General features: G+C 44.7%; 20 protein-coding genes. 11 read left to right on the plus strand and 9 right to left on the minus strand.

Annotation, left to right across the window (positions count from 1 at the left end; genetic code table 11):
* Positions 1-16: 16 nt before the first annotated feature.
* The 3 genes from HQ39_RS06320 to HQ39_RS06330 all read right to left on the minus strand — a co-directional run bounded on the left by HQ39_RS06320 (position 17) and on the right by HQ39_RS06330 (position 2942).
* Positions 17-508, minus strand: a complete 492-nt coding sequence (locus HQ39_RS06320; RefSeq protein ID WP_036864757.1) for an NfeD family protein — start codon at positions 506-508, stop codon at positions 17-19.
* Between the two features lie 29 nt (positions 509-537).
* On the minus strand, positions 538-1896 hold the full coding sequence (locus tag HQ39_RS06325; protein ID WP_036864760.1) for a hypothetical protein: 1359 nt from the start codon (positions 1894-1896) through the stop codon (positions 538-540).
* Positions 1897-2069: 173 nt separating this feature from the next.
* Positions 2070-2942 (minus strand): RNA polymerase sigma factor RpoD/SigA, encoded by an 873-nt coding sequence (locus HQ39_RS06330; RefSeq protein WP_036790302.1) that lies wholly within the window; start codon positions 2940-2942, stop codon positions 2070-2072.
* 550 nt (positions 2943-3492) lie between these two features.
* Here HQ39_RS06330 and HQ39_RS09600 point away from each other — a divergent pair.
* Positions 3493-4107: an HU family DNA-binding protein gene (locus HQ39_RS09600; RefSeq protein WP_036864813.1), complete on the plus strand. Its 615-nt coding sequence runs from the start codon at positions 3493-3495 to the stop codon at positions 4105-4107.
* Positions 4108-4249: 142 nt separating this feature from the next.
* Here the strand turns inward: HQ39_RS09600 and HQ39_RS06340 are convergent, their stop codons facing one another.
* Positions 4250-5773 carry a Do family serine endopeptidase gene (locus HQ39_RS06340; RefSeq protein WP_036864762.1) on the minus strand — a complete coding sequence of 508 codons (1524 nt, stop codon included), beginning with the start codon at positions 5771-5773 and terminating at the stop codon, positions 4250-4252.
* Positions 5774-6095: 322 nt separating this feature from the next.
* On the opposite strand from HQ39_RS06340, the gene HQ39_RS06345 reads away from it, so the two are divergent.
* The 3 genes from HQ39_RS06345 to HQ39_RS06355 all read left to right on the plus strand — a co-directional run bounded on the left by HQ39_RS06345 (position 6096) and on the right by HQ39_RS06355 (position 10912).
* A complete protein-coding gene (locus tag HQ39_RS06345) occupies positions 6096-8099 on the plus strand; it encodes a DNA topoisomerase 3 (RefSeq protein WP_036864764.1) in 2004 nt (667 codons plus the stop codon).
* 13 nt (positions 8100-8112) lie between these two features.
* Entirely contained in the window at positions 8113-9402 is a 1290-nt protein-coding gene (locus HQ39_RS06350) for a sensor histidine kinase (protein WP_036864766.1), read from the plus strand.
* A gap of 157 nt (positions 9403-9559) precedes the next feature.
* Positions 9560-10912 (plus strand): PepSY-like domain-containing protein, encoded by a 1353-nt coding sequence (locus tag HQ39_RS06355; RefSeq protein ID WP_160216114.1) that lies wholly within the window; start codon positions 9560-9562, stop codon positions 10910-10912.
* Between the two features lie 96 nt (positions 10913-11008).
* Here HQ39_RS06355 and HQ39_RS06360 read toward each other — a convergent pair whose 3' ends face one another.
* The 5 genes from HQ39_RS06360 to HQ39_RS06380 all read right to left on the minus strand — a co-directional run bounded on the left by HQ39_RS06360 (position 11009) and on the right by HQ39_RS06380 (position 15286).
* Positions 11009-12013 carry a FecCD family ABC transporter permease gene (locus HQ39_RS06360; RefSeq protein ID WP_036864772.1) on the minus strand — a complete coding sequence of 335 codons (1005 nt, stop codon included), beginning with the start codon at positions 12011-12013 and terminating at the stop codon, positions 11009-11011.
* A gap of 8 nt (positions 12014-12021) precedes the next feature.
* Positions 12022-12555 carry a cob(I)yrinic acid a,c-diamide adenosyltransferase gene (locus HQ39_RS06365; protein ID WP_036864774.1) on the minus strand — a complete coding sequence of 178 codons (534 nt, stop codon included), beginning with the start codon at positions 12553-12555 and terminating at the stop codon, positions 12022-12024.
* Positions 12556-12561: 6 nt separating this feature from the next.
* Complete coding sequence (locus tag HQ39_RS06370; protein ID WP_036864776.1) at positions 12562-13386, minus strand: ABC transporter substrate-binding protein; 825 nt, start codon at positions 13384-13386, stop codon at positions 12562-12564.
* Complete coding sequence (locus tag HQ39_RS06375; protein WP_036864778.1) at positions 13383-14045, minus strand: diphthine--ammonia ligase; 663 nt, start codon at positions 14043-14045, stop codon at positions 13383-13385. The genes HQ39_RS06370 and HQ39_RS06375 overlap by 4 nt, the downstream gene beginning before the upstream one ends.
* 92 nt (positions 14046-14137) lie before the next feature.
* A complete protein-coding gene (locus HQ39_RS06380) occupies positions 14138-15286 on the minus strand; it encodes a PepSY-associated TM helix domain-containing protein (protein WP_052079507.1) in 1149 nt (382 codons plus the stop codon).
* A gap of 882 nt (positions 15287-16168) precedes the next feature.
* Here HQ39_RS06380 and HQ39_RS06385 point away from each other — a divergent pair.
* From HQ39_RS06385 to murB, 7 genes are all read left to right on the plus strand, one after another.
* A complete protein-coding gene (locus HQ39_RS06385) occupies positions 16169-17092 on the plus strand; it encodes a transcription antitermination protein NusB (RefSeq protein ID WP_036864780.1) in 924 nt (307 codons plus the stop codon).
* A 72-nt stretch (positions 17093-17164) separates the two neighbouring features.
* Entirely contained in the window at positions 17165-17470 is a 306-nt protein-coding gene (gene yajC, locus HQ39_RS06390; RefSeq protein ID WP_235305944.1) for a preprotein translocase subunit YajC, read from the plus strand.
* A 28-nt stretch (positions 17471-17498) separates the two neighbouring features.
* Positions 17499-18488: a hypothetical protein gene (locus tag HQ39_RS06395; RefSeq protein ID WP_036864781.1), complete on the plus strand. Its 990-nt coding sequence runs from the start codon at positions 17499-17501 to the stop codon at positions 18486-18488.
* Positions 18485-19081 (plus strand): dephospho-CoA kinase, encoded by a 597-nt coding sequence (coaE, locus tag HQ39_RS06400; protein ID WP_036864783.1) that lies wholly within the window; start codon positions 18485-18487, stop codon positions 19079-19081. Before HQ39_RS06395 ends, coaE begins: the two co-directional genes overlap by 4 nt.
* Positions 19082-19104: 23 nt before the next feature.
* A complete protein-coding gene (locus HQ39_RS06405) occupies positions 19105-19521 on the plus strand; it encodes a DUF5606 domain-containing protein (RefSeq protein WP_036864784.1) in 417 nt (138 codons plus the stop codon).
* A 160-nt stretch (positions 19522-19681) separates the two neighbouring features.
* Positions 19682-20149: an SPOR domain-containing protein gene (locus tag HQ39_RS06410; protein WP_036864815.1), complete on the plus strand. Its 468-nt coding sequence runs from the start codon at positions 19682-19684 to the stop codon at positions 20147-20149.
* A gap of 173 nt (positions 20150-20322) precedes the next feature.
* Positions 20323-21366, plus strand: a complete 1044-nt coding sequence (gene murB / locus HQ39_RS06415) for a UDP-N-acetylmuramate dehydrogenase (protein ID WP_036864785.1) — start codon at positions 20323-20325, stop codon at positions 21364-21366.
* The last annotated feature ends 4 nt before the right edge of the window (positions 21367-21370 follow it).

Here is a 21370-nt window from a genome sequence, read left to right on the forward strand (position 1 = left end):
TTTATATGTTGAGTTTTTAATGTTGATCGGCTATTCTTCTGACGAGGATCTTACCACTTTCGAGGCGTACAATCTCCACTCTTTCGTTTTCATCTATCAAACCTTCGAGCGATGTAGCCTCTACAATCTTTTCCGTATCGTCTAAGAGAATGTTTCCGGAGAGAGCAAGTCGGCTTGTGGTCTTGCCTGTCATTCCCACTGCAACGCTTCCTGCTTCATTCGGACTCTTACCTTCTATTTTAGAGCTAAGCCCTATCTTATCCAATGTTTTCGTCTTCGATATCCAGTATGCGCCAATGAAGAAGAGCAGCAGGCTGAGAAACAGCAGCGATAAAGCCACTATCGGAGAGATGGTATAGGAAAAATAGAGCAACCATATAAGCAGTGCCACAGAGAGTGTTCCGGCTATGCCCCAGCCCGGAATGAAGAACAATTCTGCCAAAGCCAGTGCCACCGCAAGCAGCGTAAACAGCAGCAGAATAAGAATAGTGGTTACAGGAAGTATCATGATCTTTGTATTTTGGTGTGGTGTTTATATTACGATTCTATGGAAGATATTATCATGTTCTTCAAGGATTTGAGTCTCTTTTGCAGCTCTTCCCTTTTTCCCTCCAGATGGAGAATGGATTGGCTCAAGCTCTTATATCGGGGACTCTCTTTGGAGATCGTTTTATACTCTTCCCTCAAACGCTTTAGCCGTTCGGCATCGGTCTGCATCTCTCTCAATGTCCTGCTGTACTCTTGTGTCAGCTTAGAGTGTGAGATATATACCGCTCTTCCGGATGCTGTGTAAAACAGAGGTTGTTCGGACTTTGAAGTATCATTGTAGCTCTCTCTCTTTTTGCCCGAAGCCTCTCTTAACGATACTCTCCGGTCGCTCCAAGATATACGCTCCATCATTCGGTGTTCTCGGAGTGTTGCAAAATCTGTATCCGGAGAAGCCGACTTTGTTTCGGATGGTCTGAAAGCATATAATATATATGATGGTTCTCCTTCATCCTTCAAGGTGTTTCTGTTGGAGAGGAAGAATGCGAAGTCGTTCTCTTCATCATTCATGTAGGCAATGTCGTCCGCATAGCCGGTGAACGGCATCGGGAGCTTTTGAGAACGCAGAAAGCTGTTATCGCTTTCGCGGAACATGGTTACATACAGATTGCTTCTGCTCCCCGGAATGGTATCCTTATAGGAGTAGTAGAGTGTCTGTCCGTCAGGCATCAGACATAGCCAGGAGATCTCTCCATCGGTGGGAAGACCTTCGGGTACAGAGCTATATCCGGTGTCTCCACTCTCTTTGTCGGGAGACTCGAACCAGACTACCACTCGGTCTGTCCCCGTTTCGGGATTTCGTTCCACTTTCCACGTCCGGTAGTCTCCGTGGATATGGAAAGACTTTTCTCTGAACGAAACACTCTTAGCCCCTGTTTGGGCAGCCAATATTTCCGGCAAAACGTCTCCTATTTCCGAGGCAGAAAGATGCAGCGTATCTATCAAAGAGAGTATCTTGATGCTTTGCAGCGCTCTCTTTTCCTGTTCGATCATCCGTTCTGTCTCTTGAATTTTCTTTTTGATGGCGTCGGAAGCTCTTCTGTTCTTCTTTATATCGGTCAGCTGAGCTTCTGCCTGTGCGAACAGATGACTTTTCACAAGGATCTGTACCACATCCAGACGCTCCATCGGTTTCCTTTTCAAGGAGGGCAGAAGCTTTAACCCTGCCTCTGCGGCTTCGTCTACCCGCCCTTGTTGAGCAAGAGTCTCTATCTGATCGAGCGTTTGAGCATTCATGCTCATCGGTGTAAGGAATAGCAGCCCCGACAGCAAGAGCAATGCCCAAGCCTTTATACCTGTTTTGGCTGAAGCATTGCCTATGATATTTGTTTCTATATTTTGTCCTTTCATAGCTTTCCAAAGTTAATTAAATCTTTTGAAGAATAGAGCTATTTTGCCTCTTCATTTGGTGAGGCAAAAGCTCATGTCTGCTCTCTTTACCCTGTGCCTCCATATAGAAGAAAGGGTATCGAAGACAGTGCTCCGATACCCTTTCCGGTTATTTATGAGGAAAAATCTTTTTCTTATCCCAGATAAGACTTCAGAAGGACACTTCTATTGCCCTGTCTTAGTCTGCGGATGGCTTTCTCTTTAATCTGCCTTACGCGCTCTCTTGTAAGCCCGAAACGCACACCGATTTCCTCCAATGTCATTTCCGGACAACCGCCTATTCCGAAGAACATCTTGATTATATCGCTCTCTCTTGGAGTGAGTGTCGAAAGAGCTCGTTCTATTTCCAACGATAGAGAGTCGTTAATCAGAGTTCGGTCTGCATTAGGAGCATCATCATTCACAAGTACGTCCAGCAGGCTGTTATCCTCTCCTTCCACGAAAGGCGCATCTACAGAAAGCTGTCGTCCGTTTATTTTCATTGTTTCGTTTACCTTGTCTTCCGACATCTCCAGTGCTGCTGCAAGCTCTTCGGATGATGGTTTGCGCTCGTGCTCTTGCTCGAACTTCATCACCGCTTTCTGAATCTTGGAGATATTGCCGACCTGGTTGAGAGGCAGACGAACTATTCTCGACTGTTCTGCCAATGCTTGAAGAATGGATTGGCGGATCCACCACACGGCATAAGATATAAACTTAAAACCTCTGGTTTCATCGAACTTCTCTGCTGCTTTGATCAAGCCTAAGTTCCCTTCGTTGATAAGGTCGGGAAGGCTCAATCCCTGGTTTTGGTACTGTTTTGCCACAGACACAACAAAACGAAGATTCGCTCTCGTTAGTTTTTCCAATGCGGCTTGGGAGTTTTCATCATTGCGATGAATGGCTTGCGCCAACTTTACCTCCTCTTCCACCGTGATAAGTTCTTCGCGTCCGATCTCTTGCAGATACTTGTCCAAAGAAGCACTTTCACGATTGGTTATAGACTTCTGAATCTTGAGTTGTCTCATTATCTAATGATAGTTATACGTAGTAGGGGAAAATTACTGCAAAGGTAGTAAATAACGAACAATTAACCAAAAGCAAAATGGCAGTATGGATAAACCTCTTTTTCTACCGAACCGGAGCTTCGGATCATTGTGGAAAAAACATTCCGAACATTGGTTTCAAGCTCTTGCAATGAGGAAGAAGAGCCTTTTTGCACTCCTGAAAAAGATAAGCATGAACGGGGAAAACGCCTGTTTGAAGGGTGGCAAATTTCTGCTTATGCCGTTTAAGAAAAGCTTTTATATCCGTTCGGAAACTGTTTTTAATCCGTTTACAAATCTGTCCGAACAGCTAAAGATCTTCTTTTCAAGGTTTGACTTGCAGAGGTCGTGTCTCTGTTTTTGGAAGTCAAGTCTTGTCTTGTGGAAACCAAGGCGTAATTTTCACGAATTTAGACGAGATTTCCGGAAAACAGCAGAAGATGGCAACATTTTGAAGCGTTTGGCAGAACCTCCGAACAGGGCAAACTACTTTTGTGATCGCATTAACCATAACTTCAAAAACAGAACAATCATGGCAGAGTACAGAATGAGAGAGATGCCCGACCTGGGCAAGACCGGCAAGCAAGTGAAATACCCCAAAATGGTCATCATACAACAGCTTGGATTGGAACATCTTGCAAAAGAGATCAGTGAGAGTTCGAGCTTCACTCCGGGAGATGTGAAAGGAATCGTTACCGCTCTTTCACAGAGCATTGCCCGCCTTATAGCGCAAGGCTTTTCCGTAAAGGTGGATGGTCTGGGTACATTTTCCGCTTCTTTGGGACTGAAAGAGGGAACAGAGCCGGAGAGTGTTGCCGGTAAACGAAATGCGACAAGCATAGAGATGAGGGGTGTTAATTATCGGGCAGATAAGGAACTTATACGGAGAGGAAACAATATCTGCTCCTTGAAACGAGGGCATAGCCGCATCTATACGGATGCTTCCACCGGAGAGGCAGAGCGTCTTGCTGCTGCGCTGAAACATATTCGGGAGGAGGGTTTTCTGAAAGTAAAAGTCTATGCCGTCCTTACCGGACTCTCGGCTTCTACCGCAGGACGGGAGCTGAAAGCCTTTGCGCTCTCCGGCAGACTGCGATGCCGAGGACAGGGGTCGCATATCTACTACCTCTCTCCTGCGGAAGAATAGGTCTCTAAGATGCGGATGCTTCTACATTTGTGCGTATAAAAAAGCTCTCTCACAAAGCCGGCGTCTACCATGGAGGTGGACAAACTTTGTGAGAGAGCCGTCTGTCTTGTCAAGGATCTCTCTTTCCTGAACCTCTAAAGGTTTAGGAGAGATCTATTGCAAAGTATTTTCTTTCGCCATTAGGCTGCAACCCTTTGATGAACAGTACTTTGTCCGAAGAAGATGAAGCGATTACCTCGTTCACGATACGCTCCATGTCTTCCGGTGTCTGCACTGCAACATTGTTCACGGAAAGGATGATGAAGCCTTTGCGAATGCCTGCCTTGCTGAGTCTGCCGTCGTCCACGCCGGCAACTTCCACGCCGAAATCTATGCCGAGGCTCTTTCTCTTTTCGGCAGAAAGTGCTCTGAACGCAGCACCAAGCGAGTCGAAAGAGGCTTTTCTTACCACTTCCGTGTTGCCTTTGCTGTTTTTAAGGGCAACATTCAGCTCCATGCTCTTGCCTTTTCTATCTATTCGGAGCTTCACCTGATCGCCCGGACGATATTTGGAGATCTGCTCTTGCAGTTCGGAGATACTGCGAATCTTGGCACCATTAACCTCTGTGATGACGTCTCCGACCTGAACACCTGCCGCTTTGGCCGGGCTGAAATCGGCAAACTCCTGCACTACCGCTCCCTCGGAAACCTTGAGACCGAACTTCTCTTTAGAGTCCGAATCTATATTGCTTCCGACCACTCCGAGTATCGCACGCTGTACCGCTCCATACTGCTTGAGGTCTGTAACCACCTTGGAGGCAATGGATACGGGAATAGCAAAGGAGTAGCCGGCAAACTGTCCGTTTTGAGAGTAAATCATGGTATTGATTCCCACCAACTCTCCTCGTGTATTGACGAGAGCGCCACCACTGTTACCGGAGTTTACCGCTGCATCCGTCTGGATGAACGAAGAGATTTGCTGAAGATTGCCGGAAGGCATACCGTTTCGTCCCTTCGCACTCACGATGCCGGCAGTTACCGTAGAGGTCAGATTGAAAGGGTTTCCGACAGCCAATACCCACTCTCCCACTTTCAGTGCTTCGGAGTCTCCGAACGGGATTACAGGCAGATCTTTGGCTTCTATCTTGAGAAGAGCCAAATCGGTAGCCTTGTCCGTTCCGATGATCGAAGCGTTGTACTCCTTGTTGTCATTGAGTGTGATGGTGAGCTTGTTCGAGCCTTCTACCACGTGGTTATTGGTTATGATGTATCCATCGGAAGATATAATCACTCCCGATCCCATGGAATAAGAGGGTTGTGGCTGTATTCGACGAGAACCTTGTCCCGGACCGAAGAAAAACTCAAACGGGTCTATAAACTCTTCTTGTGCCCTGCGACCGGAACGAGAAGTGTTTCTGGAAAGTTCTGCACGGATATGCACTACTCCGTGCACACTCCTTTCTGCCGCTTCCACAAAGTCTTTGGGCAGTCCGGCAGGAGCGAGTGCCACCTGCTGCATATTACCTTCAAAAGCAGCTGAAGGCGTTCCGCTGTTTCCGATAGCGTGAGTGTCTCCCACGTGTGTCCCTCTCAGACCTGTATATCCCGCATATAAGCCCACTGCCAATACTGCACTGAGGCAGGAAGATCCGATGATGGCAAGAACAAATTTGGTGTTTGTCTTCATGATTAAAGCTTTTCTTAGTTATGTGTTTTTGTTGTCTGTTATAGGTTTCAAATCTTTCTTTTGATCGATTGGATGCAAAGTAAGCAAATAAAATGATAGATTTAACATAGTAAAGACCTATTTTTAGCATTTAATAACTACGTTGTTCCCATCTTTATGGTTGTTTAGCAAGGTACCTGATTCGTACCAATGAGATTAACAAAGAATAATATCGGAACCACTTTCAGAGGGGATAAAAGAGGAGTGAAAAGTGGATTCTATTCCATTTTTGTACCTTTGGAGGCGAGTATGCTCTCGTAATACATTCTATATATAAGTAAAGATGATTCTCTGTATCGCCGAAAAACCCTCTGCCGCAAGGGATATTGCCGCCGTGCTTGGAGCTACACAAAGACGTGATGGCTACCTTGAAGGGCAGGGCTATTGCGTTACGTGGACATTCGGACATCTGTGCACTCTTAAAGAACCGCACGACTACAAGCCGGAATGGCAGAGGTGGTCTCTGGAGCAGCTGCCGATGATTCCGGAGAAGTTCGGTATCAAGCTGATAGAAGGAAAAGGTATAGAGTCACAGTTCAATGTCATCAAGCACCTTGTCGCACAGGCATCGGAGGTTGTAAACTGCGGTGATGCCGGACAGGAGGGAGAGCTTATACAGAGATGGGTGCTCCAGTTGGCAGAGTGCAAAGTACCCGTAAAGAGACTTTGGCTTTCGTCCATGACGGAGGAGGCGATAAGGGAGGCGTTCAAAAATCTCAAGCCTGAGAGCGACTATCGGAACCTTTACATGGCAGGGCTGAGCCGGGCAGTGGGCGACTGGATACTGGGTCTCAATGCCACACGCCTGTACACCCAACGGTTCAAACCGGCTCACGAGAAAGGAATACTCTCCGTAGGACGAGTGCAGACGCCTACTCTTGCTCTGCTTGTGGAGCGTCATCTGGAGATCGAACAGTTTGTCTCGAAGCCTTATTGGGAGATAAAGACAACATATAGAGATACTCTGTTCAACTCTACAAAAGGGAAGTATGAGGAGGCATCCGAGGCTCAAAAAGTGCTCGAACAGATCCTTTCCGAACCGCTTCGCGTAACCAAAGTGGAGAAAAAAGCTGCCAAAGAGGGACCTCCTCGCCTTTTCGACCTCACTTCTCTGCAGATAGAGTGTAACAAGAAATGGGGTTTGACGGCAGACGATACACTGAAATGCGCACAATCTTTGTACGAAAAGAGGCTGCTCACATACCCTCGTGTGGATACGACATACCTTACTGATGACATCTTTTCCAAGTGTCCGAACGTGCTTCAGAACCTTGCAAACATTCCGGATTTGAGAGATATTGTTGCTCCGTTATTGGGTAAGGCTCTAAAGAAGAATAAGAAGTTTGTGGATAACAGTAAGGTAACAGACCACCATGCGATAATACCTACCGGAGAGACTCCACGCTTCTTGAATGAAAACGAAGAGCGTGTTTATTATCTTGTATCAAAGCGTTTCATCGCATCTTTTTACCCGGATGCAGAGATCAAAAATACCACTATATCGGCAGAGGTAGCCTCTATCCCATTCCGTGCGACAGGCAAAGAGATCACATCTTTAGGCTGGAGAGCGGTCTTTGCAGACTCTCCGGCAGATAAGGAGGAGTCTGTAAAAGATGAAGAGGAAACAGGTCTCCTGCCCGTTTTTACTGAGGGAGAGTCTGGTCCTCATAAGCCGGACTTGCAGGAGAAACAGACTCAACCGCCAAAACCATATACGGAAGCAACTCTGCTGAATGCCATGGAGACAGCCGGAAAGTTGGTTGAAGACGAAGAGCTGAAAGAGGCCATGAAGCAGAAAGGTATCGGAAGGCCTTCTACGCGATCCGCTATCATCGAAACCATTCAAAAGCGCGGCTATGTGGAGAAGAAGAGAAAGAATCTGATTCCGACGGCAAAAGGAATAGCCCTCATCCGGATCATCAAGAGCGATCTTCTGAAAAGCGTTCGTCTGACAGGCGAATGGGAGTACAAGCTGCAGCTTATAGACAAAGGGAAATACTCTCCTCATACTTTCATGGAAGAGATGAAAGTATTGGTAAAAGACCTTGTCCAAGAGGTGATCTACGGCTCTTCCATCATGAAGTCCGCCGATAATGCCTATAAAAGCATAGATACTTCGGTGGTCTGTCCGGCTTGTCTTTCCGGGACATTGCTGAGAGGGAATGGAGCTTATGGGTGTTCTCTTTTTCGGGAAGGGTGTTCTTTCCGGATCGGTTATGACTCTCTTCCTGCCACTGCTACCGTAGAGGAGATCCGGGAAGCGGTATCGAAATTGTACAACAAATAAGCCCCTTTCTCTTATGAAACTTATCTATCGGGTTGTTATAAGGCTATCTATCTCTTTGAGTATCATCCTTACGATATGGGCTGGACTCTTTTATGCTGCGATGATAGATGAGTTGAACGATGAGATTGATGACTCTTTGGATGACTATTCGGAGCTTATCATGGCTCGATTTCTCGCAGGAGAGAGTATTCCGACAGTGAGTACCAACTCGAACAATCAGTACTATTTGAAAGAGATTTCAAGGGAGGAGGCACTGAATAGACGGCGTGTGAGGTATATAGATACCATGGTCTATCTTCCGCTTAAAAAGGAAACAGAACCTGCCAGAGTGCGTTCGGCTGTTTATCACAAGGGTATGGGAGAGAAATATTATCGTTTGGATGTTTATACCCCAACCGTGGAAAAGCACGACCTTAAAGAGTCTATACTTTCATGGATCATATTCTTATATATATGTCTTCTGCTTACGATCATTGCCGTAAATATCTGGATCTATGAGCGAATCAATAGACCTTTGTACAGATTGCTCTCTTGGATGGATGGATATAAAGTAGGAGAGGCTAATCCGGCTCTTAACAATCCGACCATTATATTGGAATTTGATAAACTGAATAAGGCAGCAGTGCGTAACATGGAGAGGGCAGAGGAGCTGTTTGAGTCTCAAAAGCTGTTTATCGGAAATGCTTCACATGAGATGCAGACTCCTATTGCCGTTTGCCTTAATCGCATAGACACGCTGATGGAAGACGAGACACTCTCTGAAGAACAGCTGGCTGAACTTGCAAAGACTCAGCAGATGTTGGATTATCTTTCCAAGCTAAACAAAGCTCTTATGCTCTTGTTCAAGATAGACAATCATCAGTTTGTGGAGAAAAAAGAGCTGGACTTCAATACCCTTGTTCATCAAATGCTACCGAACTATTCGGATGCTTATGAACACATGAGTATATCTTTGAAGATTGTGGAGAGTGGTGTGTTTCGAACCGAAATGAATGAAATCTTGGGCTCTATCCTGATCGGCAACTTTATTAAGAACGGCTATGTGCACAACATACAGGGGGGGGAGTTTGTGGTTGAGCTTTCGGATAATAAGATTGTGTTCCGTAATAGCGGAGTAGATACACCATTAGATCCTCTTCAGATCTTTAATAAATTCTATCAGGGTAGTAAGAAACAAGGCTCTTTAGGCTTGGGATTGGCTTTGGTTAAATCTATCTGCGAGGTAGAACATCTGCAAGTAAGCTACTATTTTGATGCTCAAAGCAGACACTGTTTCGAGCTTTCTCGTCAGAATAAAGTATAGAAAGATCTCTTTCTGATGGGGAACAATGCAGGTGTAATCCTCTATATAGAATGAAAACAATATAAATCTCACTTTTTTATTTCATTCCAGATTCTTTTCAGGTTTCGTTTCGATATTTGCAGTACAATCATCAAAACTATATGCCATGAAGAAAGAAATGAAAAAGATTGGATTTATACTTTTTACTGCAACTCTTGGAGGAGCATTGGTATTCTCTTCTTGTACGAAGAATGAAGACGTTAAGCAAGATCTTCCTATAGTTCAAGAAGAAACAGAAAGACTGCCTGAGAGTGCTTCTCAGTTTGTCTCCACTTACTTTGAAGACTATACCGTCGAGAAAGTGGTAAAGAGAGAGAAAGAGAATGAATTCGGTGCTCTTTATGCAGGAGTGTTGAAAAAGAAAAACAACACTATTGTTACAGATAATGTCAAGATCGAATTTGACAGAAATGGTCAGTGGATAGAGATTGAAAGTCTTATAGATGGTCGTCCTATTCCACGTAATCTACTCGGACTTCTACCTGCTGCTATCGTACAGTATGTAGATACAAACTATCCTAACATCGGTTTACAGGAGATAGAAAGAAAGGCTTATGGCTTCAAGGTTGAGCTTGTAAATGACAAAGAGTTGCTCTTTGACAAAAGCGGAGCACTACTTAACGACAATTCTCAAGGAACGAATCCTAACCCTGGAGAAGCCGATACAAACACTACAATAGATCAGTTTGTAAGCACTCACTTTCCGGGATACAGAATCGTTTATACCAAGATCGAACGTGAAAAAGGTCAGATCAGAAAGAAAGTTTATCTGAAGCAAGGATACTTCAAGAGCTATAAAGTTGTATTTGATCGACAAGATCGTTGGATCGAAGTAGAGGGAGATGACGATTACTATCTACCGGTTCCGGAGTCTATCATGAGACTTATCCCTGCAAGTATCTCTGAGTATGTCAAGAGAACTTACCCAAGAACTTTTATCGTAGAACTAAAGAAAAAGAGCTACGGATTTGAATTGGAATTGGCGAATGATGTTGAACTTCGTTTCGATGCAAACGGTTCTTTGATAGGTCCGGATAATGATCAAGGCGGAAACAATCCGGGTAACGGAGGCGATGCTCCTATTGTAGACGACAGACTCCCTCGTATTGCAAACGACTTCCTTGCTACTCATTTCCCTAACGTACGTATCAAAGAGATCAAGATTAAGCGTCGCAGCAACAATCCTTACGTTACTATGTACGATGTAGATCTTGTAAATGGTGTTGACATTAACTTTAACAGCAATGGCGAGTGGATTGAAGTAGACGGAGATGAGCGTGCATTGCCAAACTCATTCATCGAAACTCTTCCTGCCAATATCAGAAACTATATCAGTGCAAGGTTTCCAAGAGCTTATATTTCTACTGTTGAAAAGAAATCCAACGGATATAAGGTAGAAATCATGCACAGAGGTGATGATGTTGAAATCTACTTCGACAGAAACGGACAGTTTGTAAGAATCGATGACTAACCTTTAGAATTAAAACCAGAAAACACACAGAAAAGAGATCCGATATGGAAGCCTTCCATATCGGATCTCTTTTTTATATCGTCAGCAAGTTTTTTGCTATTTGTTGCCGTACTTGCTTTTTACCAAAATCAATATAAAGGCTGCTCCTCCAATGATACCGGTTATCACTCCGATAGGCAATTCATTGGGGGCTATTATCGTTCGAGCAACAACATCAGAGAGTATCAGGAATACGCTTCCTGCCAAATATGATGTCAAGAGCAGTTTACGGTAATCCGTACCAACCCATAGTCGGACAATATGAGGAATAACCAATCCGACAAATCCAATCACTCCCGCAACAGCAATACAGGCACCGGTGAGGAGCGAAGTGGTTATAAAGAGAATACGTATAGTGGTATTGGCATTGATGCCGAGGTGCATTGCTTTCTCTTCTCCAAGCCTTAGAGCATTCAGGGGCGTGGTAAAAAGGTAGGTGATACCCAAAGAGAGGATGGACAGAATAAGCATCGAGGCCCAAAGCATCGTGTTGCTTTCATTCAGAGATCCCATAATCCAGAACACTATTCCGTGAATGTTTTCCACATCCGTCACACTCATCAGAAACATCATTAGGGAAGAGGAGATAAAGCTGATCATGACACCGATCAGAAGCATCCTTGTAATGTTGAGATAGCCACGCTGCAAGCTGAGAGTATAGACCAGAAAGATTGTGAGCAGAGCACCGATAAATCCGGCAAGCGGCAGAAATAATATCGTGACGGCATGCAGTCCGGAGACAATTGCAAAAGTTACCCCCAAAGATGCTCCCCCCGATATTCCCAAAGTGTAAGGCTCTACCAACGGATTCCTGTATATCCCTTGCAGCACCACTCCGGCGAGGGAGAGAGCACCACCCACAGCCAATCCCAAGAGAGCACGAGGCAGTCGGATATAAGTAAGAATGCCATACTCCATACTGTCCGGATCCTGCAATATCTTTTCCCATTCCCAAAAAGGGATGGAGATTTCCCCGATACTCAGAGAGAGTAGCAGTACTCCCACAAGACTTACAATAAGGATCGGGATGGCAAAGGTTGAGCCATACTTCGCTGTTCGCATACGGGTATTCAATATTCTATCCCTTTTCGAGAGCGTATCTTACTATCGAAAGGGTGTTTCACTTTCTTGCAGTAGGTAACATAATGAGCAAGCTCCATGAGATTTTCCGTAGCACCTCTTCCGGTGAGTACCAGTTCAAGATGTTCGGGCTTGGTGCGGATAAAGTCGAGCAGCAACTCTTCTTCTATGTAGTGATCTCGTACCGAAATGAGTATCTCATCCATGATAAGAAGGTCGAATGTCTCGTGTCGGACAAGATCCTTAAGGAAGTTCACAGCTTCTTTTGCCTCTTGTGCAACGGCTCCGGGAGATATTGATTTATCCAAGTGTGGGTGTCCTTTGGCAAAGTTATAGACGGATGCTCCCAATTTTTTCAAGCTCTCCATTTCTGTGTATCCATACTTTTCGGGGCGCTTGTGAAAGGAGCAGTAGCACACCTTAAAGCCTCCGCCCAATGCGCGAGTAGCGAGTCCTATCGCTGCTGTTGTCTTACCTTTTCCGTCTCCGGTGTATATGTGTATAAGTCCGAAATTGTTTTTCATCTTCTGTTATCTGATATACTTGTCCAAAACTTCGAGTGTCTTTTTGAATGCGATAGGGGATGGCTGACACGCTATTGTAGAGTCCACGATATATATATGTCCGTTTTTCGTGGCGGTCATGGTCTTATGTTTTAGCCATGTATCTCGCTCTTCTTCTCCCACTACTCCCATTGTTACCACTATGATATAGTCGGGATTCTTAGCCACAACAAACTCTCTCGTCAGAGTGCCTTTGGTCTCTTTTTCGGCTATATTCTCCACGCCGAGAAAAGAGAGGTAGTCTGCCATGAATGTATTCGGAAGAACCGCAAAGATCGGATTGGCTCCGATCTGCATGAAAACCTTGGAACGTCTCGTTTTCTCCTTTTTTCTTTTTTCCTGGATCTCCCGGATCACCTTTTGGCTATCCTTTACTATTTTCTCAGCCTGCTCCGTGTAGCCTAAGGTGCGTCCCAGTTGGAGAAACTGGCTGCAAATCTCTGCATAACTTTTCGGAGTGGGTTGCATCTGTATCTTTACTCCCATCCGTTTCAGCGTTTCCATATCTTTCGCATTGGTGAGCCCCGACACAAAGACAATGTCAGGCTTAAGACGAAGGATCTTCTCCACATTCATCTTTACGGCGGAAGATACCACTTCAGCCTTTACTCCCTTGGGAACATTGCAGTAAGAAGTGATTCCGACCAGATATTTTTCAGCCTTGAGGTCTACGATACTTTGGGTTACCGATGGGACGAGAGAGACTACTCTCACAGGCTTTTGAGCTATAACCGAGAGGAGAGAGCTGCATATTATGAACAATAGCAGTATCTGTTTGCGAAGCCGAATCATAAGAGTTGAAGTGTGTTAAAGTAGTGTTTATCGTTTTCGGTCTGATCTGTTATCCGGAAAGATAGTGGCTTTTGGAACAGAGGACCGTCGTAAACAAAAGTGTGGTACTCTCCATTCTCTCCGCACGGATCTATTCCCGGCATGACCTTAAGCGTATCGAGGAGCGGATGAGAAAGATCTTTTCCCAAGAACTCTTCGGGCGAAAGCTTGCCTTTGCGTATGGATACGATGGTGGTTCTGAACTTTTCGTCTATCAGCGAACGCACCACCTCTTCGCTTTTCATCCCCCAAAGAGGGAATATGGGGGTGATGCCGCACTCTTGGCATACTCTTTCCACCCATGAGCGATGGGTTTCCAGATAGATGTCCCCAAAGACACCATGCGTAACGCCCTTGACCATCAGTTCGGCGACACCTTTTTTGAAAGAGGCTTCATACCCTCCGCCATCTCGTTGTACCGCTATTTGCAGAAGATGGAGACCCATTGCTTCTGCCTGCCTTTGCATAAGCAGAGCACTCAATCCATGCGAACGAGACATGGAACCATCCTCATCGCACATATTCAGCAGATAGACTTCCGATGGAGAGTGAGTCTGTATAGCTTTATGGAGAGCCAGCATACAATCTTTGCCTCCACTCCAAGAAACCAATATTTTCATTCTGTAATGTGTTATCGTTTATTACGACAGAAACAGAGTCTGCCACGCTTTGGCAAGAACTCTGTTTCTATTTTTCTTAGATAGGAGAGTACTTACACTTTGGTAACACCCTTTTTGCGCTTGTGATACTTTACGATCATTCTCTTGATGAAGAGGTAATATCCCGTAATAGGTAAGGTGGCACCAATGAGAGCAGCCAAGGCTGTGAGTACTCTTGTTATCGTTCCTCCCCAGCTTCCTACGTGTACGTTGTAGATGATGCTGCGGAACTTGTTCTGTTTGGGTACATCTTTGTAGAGGTTACGTTCCGTTATGGCTCCGCTCTCTCTGTCAAAACTGTATTTGTTGGCTGCGTTAGCATTCCCGAATTCTCCTATTATGGCAGAGACAGAACCATCGGACACGTTGATCTGCTTGTGCTTAGGATTTTCTGCCAATACAGACTTGTAAGCTTTTTCCCATGCAATGAATGGATTTTCCGGAGAGATTTCGGCATCTTTTTTATCACCTCTTGTTCCATGTCTGTTACCGCCCTGTTCCGACGGCTGTTGAGACATACCGAAAACGGCATAAAATCCTTTCTTATACCACGAGTAGCTCCAATTCAGCCCCGTAAGAGCCATGGCAAGAAGGAAGATAAGGGCATACATTCCTGCTGCATTATGAAACGAATACCAAAATTTCCATGCACCTTTCCCGACAACTATCTTTAGATTTTTTGCCAGATACTTCCTCGAACGAGGCCACCAGAGAACAATACCCGTAATAAGAGCTATGACAAACACGATGGTACTGATACCCACAAGCTCGTTACCCCAGAAGATTTCATCCTTACTCTCTACTTTGTCCAGCAGTGTATAGTGAAGCTTCACCATGGTATAGAAGAAAGCCGGACGCTTTATAAAGCCCTTTATCTCTCCCGTATATTGATCTATAAACAGCAGAGTACGGCGAGGCTCGGATATGGCAAGTTCGTAGCTTCTCTTCGGATTGGATGAGATGCGAAGCGAAGTGATTTTTACTCCTTCGGGCAGACTCTTTTGTGCCAGGTTCATAAGCGAATCCATAGGCAAAGTCTCTGCTTTCACTTCGGCTACTTTGAATATTTTCGGATTAGACCACTCCGTAATCTCTCTTTCAAATACCAGCATAGCTCCGCTGAAACAAATGATTGAAATGATCACTCCGAACGGTAGCGAAAGCCAAAGGTGGGTCTCTTTGATTAGTTTTTTCAATGTCATGTTAGTCTATGATTTTAATTTTGAGACAAATATACAGAAAAAGTACCTTCTTTATCTATTTGGGTTCTCAAGTTTGAGATTGGAGAGTGGGAGAAACAGGTAAGACAGCTCAAAAAACGGTGTGGATATTTTCTCCTCCGGAAAGAGACAATACAGCCCTTTTCCGGAAGCTCTGTTTTTATATATTTCATCCCGAAAAATGCTCGCTTTTTTTCTGCTCTCTATTTTGATCGGAGGGGTCGTTTTCAGAGCACGACCGAATTGTTAAATTCGCGCTATTTTATTAACACAAATTCCGATAGCTGTTAAGCGAAAACACTAAACGAGCATATTGTTTCGGCTTAACGTGTTTAATTTTTCAATGAACACGTTTACCGATTTCATTTAATACGTTTACTGGATTCTATTAACGTGTTTAGAATTTTTGCTTATGGTGTTGATATGTAGTGTTTTATGCGTTTTCGGCTCTTTTTTGTCGTTTTTTGTCCCGAAAGTGCATTAGGATTTATTTACGATTGACGGTGTTAAAATTCACAGCTATTAACGCGAAAAAGCCCCATCAAATGGCTTGGAGAAAAATTTTTCCCAAAGATGGGCTGTTTTATATGCGCTTGATGGACAGTGTTTTATCTCTTATTGGAGATCTCTTTCTTTAGATTGGAGGTTTTTGGGGGAGCTGTCCGCTCCGATTTTTGACCATTCGTTTTTATATAAAAATTCCGCTTTGAAGCCGCTTTTTTTTCTTTGACCGGGCATCGGGTAAAAACGGCTTTTTCTCCTTTTCGTCCCTCTATTTTCTCTTTTGAAATGGCTTGATCTTCTCCCTTTGGTATAGTGTGAGAAAAGTCGTATTTTTGTAGCCAACTTATTCATAGAATAGATATGATCAATCGTACACTGATACGTATAAAAGCCCTCCAAATACTGTACAGTTTTTACCTTTCCGGAGGCACAAAGGCTTCTGTGGCATCCAACAATCTGACCATGGCATTGGACAAATCTTATCACTTATACAAGCTGATGGTGCTGGTGCCATACTATGTGAAAGTAAAGGCTGAGAGGAGAAAGGAGATCGAACTGGAGAAGAGATCTTCGGATATGGAGTTGGTGAAAAAGCTGGATATTATCATCGCTTCCCCATACGTGGCAATCTTGGAAGCCGATCCCGACTTCATTGCAGAGTGTGAGACGCTGATTCCGGCAAGGGAAGAGTTTACGGACTACTTCTCTAACATTCTCTCTTTCCTGCTTCGAGAAGAAGAGGAGGATAGCATACCGCTTCCGGCAGAAGACTTCGACTCTCATAAAGAGTTCTGGAAGCGCATCTACAAACGCTTCATCTTGGATAACGATGAGTGGTTCGCTATTTTGCAAGACTCTTCTATCTTCTGGAACGATGATATTGAGATCGTGATGAGCTTTGTATTAAAGGTGGTGAATGGTATGAAAGAGGACACCGCTTTATCACGGCTTCTTCGTCCGCAATATAACGGCAACGAGGAGCGTGAGTTCGGTACACAGCTCGTCTCTCAGGCTATCCTGAACGAGGAAGAGTATAGAGCACTCATTAGCAAATACTTCCGCAACTGGGACAAGGAGCGTGTCGCCGAGATAGAATACCTTATCTTGCAACTCGCCATAACGGAAGCGATACACTTCCCAACCATAGCAACCAGCGTGACGATGAACGAGTACCTTAACCTCGTTAAGTATTATAGCAATCCGAACAACACGAACTACATCAACGGTATTCTGCATCAAGCCATAATGGATCTGAAAGCAGAGGGACGCATTCTCGGAGCATGATGAACCGTTTGGGACGTTCGGAATAAAAGAAAAACAATTTTAACTTTCAAATAACTTCAAACAACTATGAACATGGTATTTTTACAAGCAGCACCTGCCGGCGGCTCATATATGCAGTTTATCTTCATAGGTGTGATGGTGCTCGTCTTCTGGCTCTTCATCATCCGTCCTAACAGCAAGCGCCAAAAAGAGGTACAGCGTCAGAGAGAAAGCCTCAAGACCGGAGACAAAGTGATCATTTCGGATGGTATCATGGGTACGCTCAAGGAGATCAACAAAGAAAACGGATACGTTGTCGTAGAGATAGCCGAAGGCGTAAAGGTGCGTGTAACCTTCTCCAGCATATTCCCTCTTGTGGTAGAAGAGAAGAAAAAGTAAGCAGCAAAGAGATCATCGGAAAAGAGTAATGTCTCGCAGGCAAAAGTTATCGAAGAAGATGAACTCCCTTCTTGGGCGTATAGGTATGCGCAAACTGATGGCATACCTCTTCTTTTTTGTGCTTAGTTTTGCTTTTTGGTTTATACGGGCAGTGCAGGATACCTATACGGATAATGTTACTTTCAAGCTCGTGGCGCCGGAGATACCTGCAGACATCTCTCTTTCGGAGCCTATACCCGAAACCGTAACCGTAACCATCACAGACACGGGAAGTGCTTTCTTGAGATATATATGGCTTCAGAGGGCACGGGAGATCGTTTTGCCGATAGAGTTTTCCGAGAAAAGATATGGTGCTGTGGATATATCTGCCGAACAGTTGGAGAAGTTGATCTATTCGCAAGCACTCTCATCGTCCCGTATAGACCGCATCGTGCCGGCAAGTATAGGGTTCAGCTATACCGCAAAGGCGAAGAAGCAGCTTCCCATAAAGCTCTCCACGAAGATAGAACCGGAGATAGGAAGTATTTTGGACTCTGTCTCCATGAGTCAGACCTCCGCTATCGTCTATGGCGGAAAGCATCTTTTGGATCTCTTGACGGAGGTGGAGACCGATACTATCGTATTCAGCAATGTCAAAGACTCCACTATCTTTACGGTGCGACTCCTTTCTCGCAACGGGATTACCATTACTCCCAATGAGATAACGCTTTGTGCTCACACCCAGAAACTGGTTCAGAAAGAGTTTGAAGTGCCTATCTCCATGAATGATGAAGAGCTTCCTTTCTATGTGCGTACGTTTCCCTCTTTTATCCGTGTTACCTGTTTTATTCCGGAGAATATGTTCAAAGAGCTCTCTCCAAAGGATATTGTGGTAACGATAGACAAGGCAGAGCTGGGAGGCAGCAGGTCCGGAAAGGCGGATATAATCATACAGCAGAAGCCGTTTTACGTGCAGATGATCCAGACCGACCCTACCACTGTGGAGTATCTTTTGGAAGAAAAAGAGGCACAAGAATGAAAAAAGAGACGCGTGTCCTCGGTATCTGTGGCGGCATAGGCAGTGGAAAAAGCATTCTAAGCAGGCTTGTTGCTCTTTATGGTATCCCTGTTTTCGATACTGATAGCGTTGCAAAAGCTGTTTATTTCGATTCCGGCGTTGCGGCTCAGCTGGAAAAACTACTCGGCAGATCCGTTTTGAACGAGCAGGGAGAGATAGACAGACCTTTTCTAAGCTCAATCATTTTCGGGACACCTTCTGTTAAAAAGATAGAAATGGAGCGGATCATCCATTCGGCAGTAGAGGAGAAGTTTCTCTCTTGGAAGGCACAGTCTCCATGCGAATGGGTCGGGATGGAGTCCGGCATACTTTACTCCAGCAGAATGAACCGGTTTTGTGATGCCGTTATTCTGGTTGATGCTCCGGAAGCAGTAAGAACAGAGAGAGTGATGCTCCGCAATAAGATGCCGAAAGAAGAAGTAGAAAGACGTATCAGAACGCAAAGCGATGAAATAGAAACGGCAAAATTTCGTGCCTTATACACAATAAAAAACTATTCCCCACACTCTGTTATAGAACAGTGGGAAGAGATATTCAACTTAATTATCACCTAATAAAACATTAAAAATAAAGAATAATGTCACTGAAACAAATTCTCTCCATAAGCGGTAAACCGGGATTGTTCAAAATCTTGACCGGAAACAGAACTCCAATAGTCATTCAAGATCTTACCACTAAAGTGAAGCGTCAGCTTTTCCCAAAAGATAAAGTTGTTTCCCTGTACGATATTTCCATCTACACCGAAGAGGGCGATCTGCCTCTAAGAACACTGCTCACCACTATTTTTGAAAAGCAGAGCGGTAAAGAGTTGGACGCTGAAAACGTTGCTGCAACACCGGAATCTCTCAAAAGTTTCATGGAAGAAGTGTTGCCGAACTACGATAAGGAGAGAGTCTATCCCACAGATATCAGAAAGGTTGTACTTTGGTACAATATGCTTGTAAAGGATGGATTCACCACGTTTGAAGAGCAGGAAGAGGAAAAAGAGGCTTAATGGATAGTCGGTTTTAGAGATTATATCTTTTTTACTCATTTGTTAGCATTGCGAGGGCAATCGGTATGGCGAAAAGAGTAGATAGATTGCGGACTACTATTTGAATAATCTGACTTATTTTCTTACATTTGTGAGTGTAAAAACCAAATTGAATAAGAACATGAAAAGAATCATCATTGCCATTACAGGACTACTTCTTGTTGGAGGTCTTACTTCTTGTAAACCTAAACAAAGTGCATATCGTGAAGCTTGGGAAAAAGCTAAACAGCGTGAAATGGCACAGGCCGGAAATCAGGGAGCTATGGATGATATCAAGCCGATAGCTCGTACAACCGAGCATACTGCTGTGGTTCGTGAAAGAATTGTTCCTGCACAAGGAGAAGATGCAACAGGGCTTCGCGCTTTCAGTGTAGTGATTGGCAGCTTCCAAAATGTGACTAATGCAAAGTCATTGAAAGAGAGAATGACAGCTGAAGGATACAATGTTCTTCTTGCGCAAAACGAGATGGGCATGTATCGTGTTATTGTTGCGAGCTATGACACAAAGGAAGAAGCCGTGGCAACAAGAGAGTCTATCAAGAGACGTTACTCTCAGTTCAATGACGCTTGGATCCTGCACAAACAGTAAATTTGAGATAATATCGTTCCGGATTACGCACGTTAGGGCAGAATTCCTAACGGACAGTTTTTTACCGGAAAGGTGAACCTCAATACATTTTAAGGTCATACCCTCATCGCATAGTCCCTTTTCTCTTAGAGTCCGGGGGTATATGCCGTGGGGGTTTGGTCTTTTTTATAAATATGAAGATACATACAGACTATAACGTAGAGCCTCTCAACACCTTTAGTGTGGGAGCACAGGTTTCGTACTATGTGGAGATAGAGTCGGAAGAAGATATTTTAACTTTGCTTCGTGACGAGTACTTCTGCCATGCCGACAAACATATCATCGGAGGAGGATCCAATCTCCTGTTTACGGTAAACGTGAATGGAGTTTTGATCAAGTACATCTCCGATGAGATACGACTGCTTTCCGAAGACGAGTCGAGCGTGCTTTTGCAGCTGGATGCAGGTGTGGAATGGGATCGCGCAGTAGCTTACTGTTGTGAACGTAACTGGTGGGGAATAGAAAATCTTTCCCTTATACCGGGAGTGGCAGGTGCTGCTGCGGTACAGAATATTGGTGCTTACGGTGTTGAGATTGCCGATGTCCTTGTCTCCGTGGAGGGGTATGACCTTGTGAATGGAGAGCATCGGATTTATATGCAGAAAGAGTGCGACTATGCTTACAGACACTCTCGCTTCAAGAGGGCAGAAGAGATGGATCGTTTCCTCATCACCAAGGTTATTCTTCGTTTGAGCAAGCAACCGAAGCCCATTCTCTCTTACAACGGATTGCAAGACTTGGAAACGGCAGGTGCTGCTCTTACTCCGTTGCAGGTGCGAGAGCGTGTCATCTCCATCAGAGAAAGCAAACTGCCGGATCCTAAAGTGCTTGGAAATGCCGGAAGTTACTTTATGAATCCGGTAGTGGACGCCGATAAACTTCAGTCTTTACTGCAGGAGTATCCGGACTTGTCGTATCATCTTCAAGATGACGGACGGGGAAAGCTATCTGCCGCATGGCTTATAGACCGCTGTGGTTACAAAGGATACCGCTCCGGAAATGTGGGAACGTACGAAAAGCATGCTCTTATCATTGTCAATTATGGAGGAGCATCGGGGAGAGAAGTGGCAAGGTTGGCGGAAGAGATACAGGAGAGCGTGTGGAAAAAGTATGGTGTTCGCCTCATCCCCGAAGTGAAATACGTTGCAGCTCCCACATATAATCATCCGCAAGAGTAATCGT

Source organism: Porphyromonas sp. COT-108 OH2963 (assembly GCF_000768895.1).
GTDB classification, from domain to species: domain Bacteria; phylum Bacteroidota; class Bacteroidia; order Bacteroidales; family Porphyromonadaceae; genus Porphyromonas_A; species Porphyromonas_A canoris.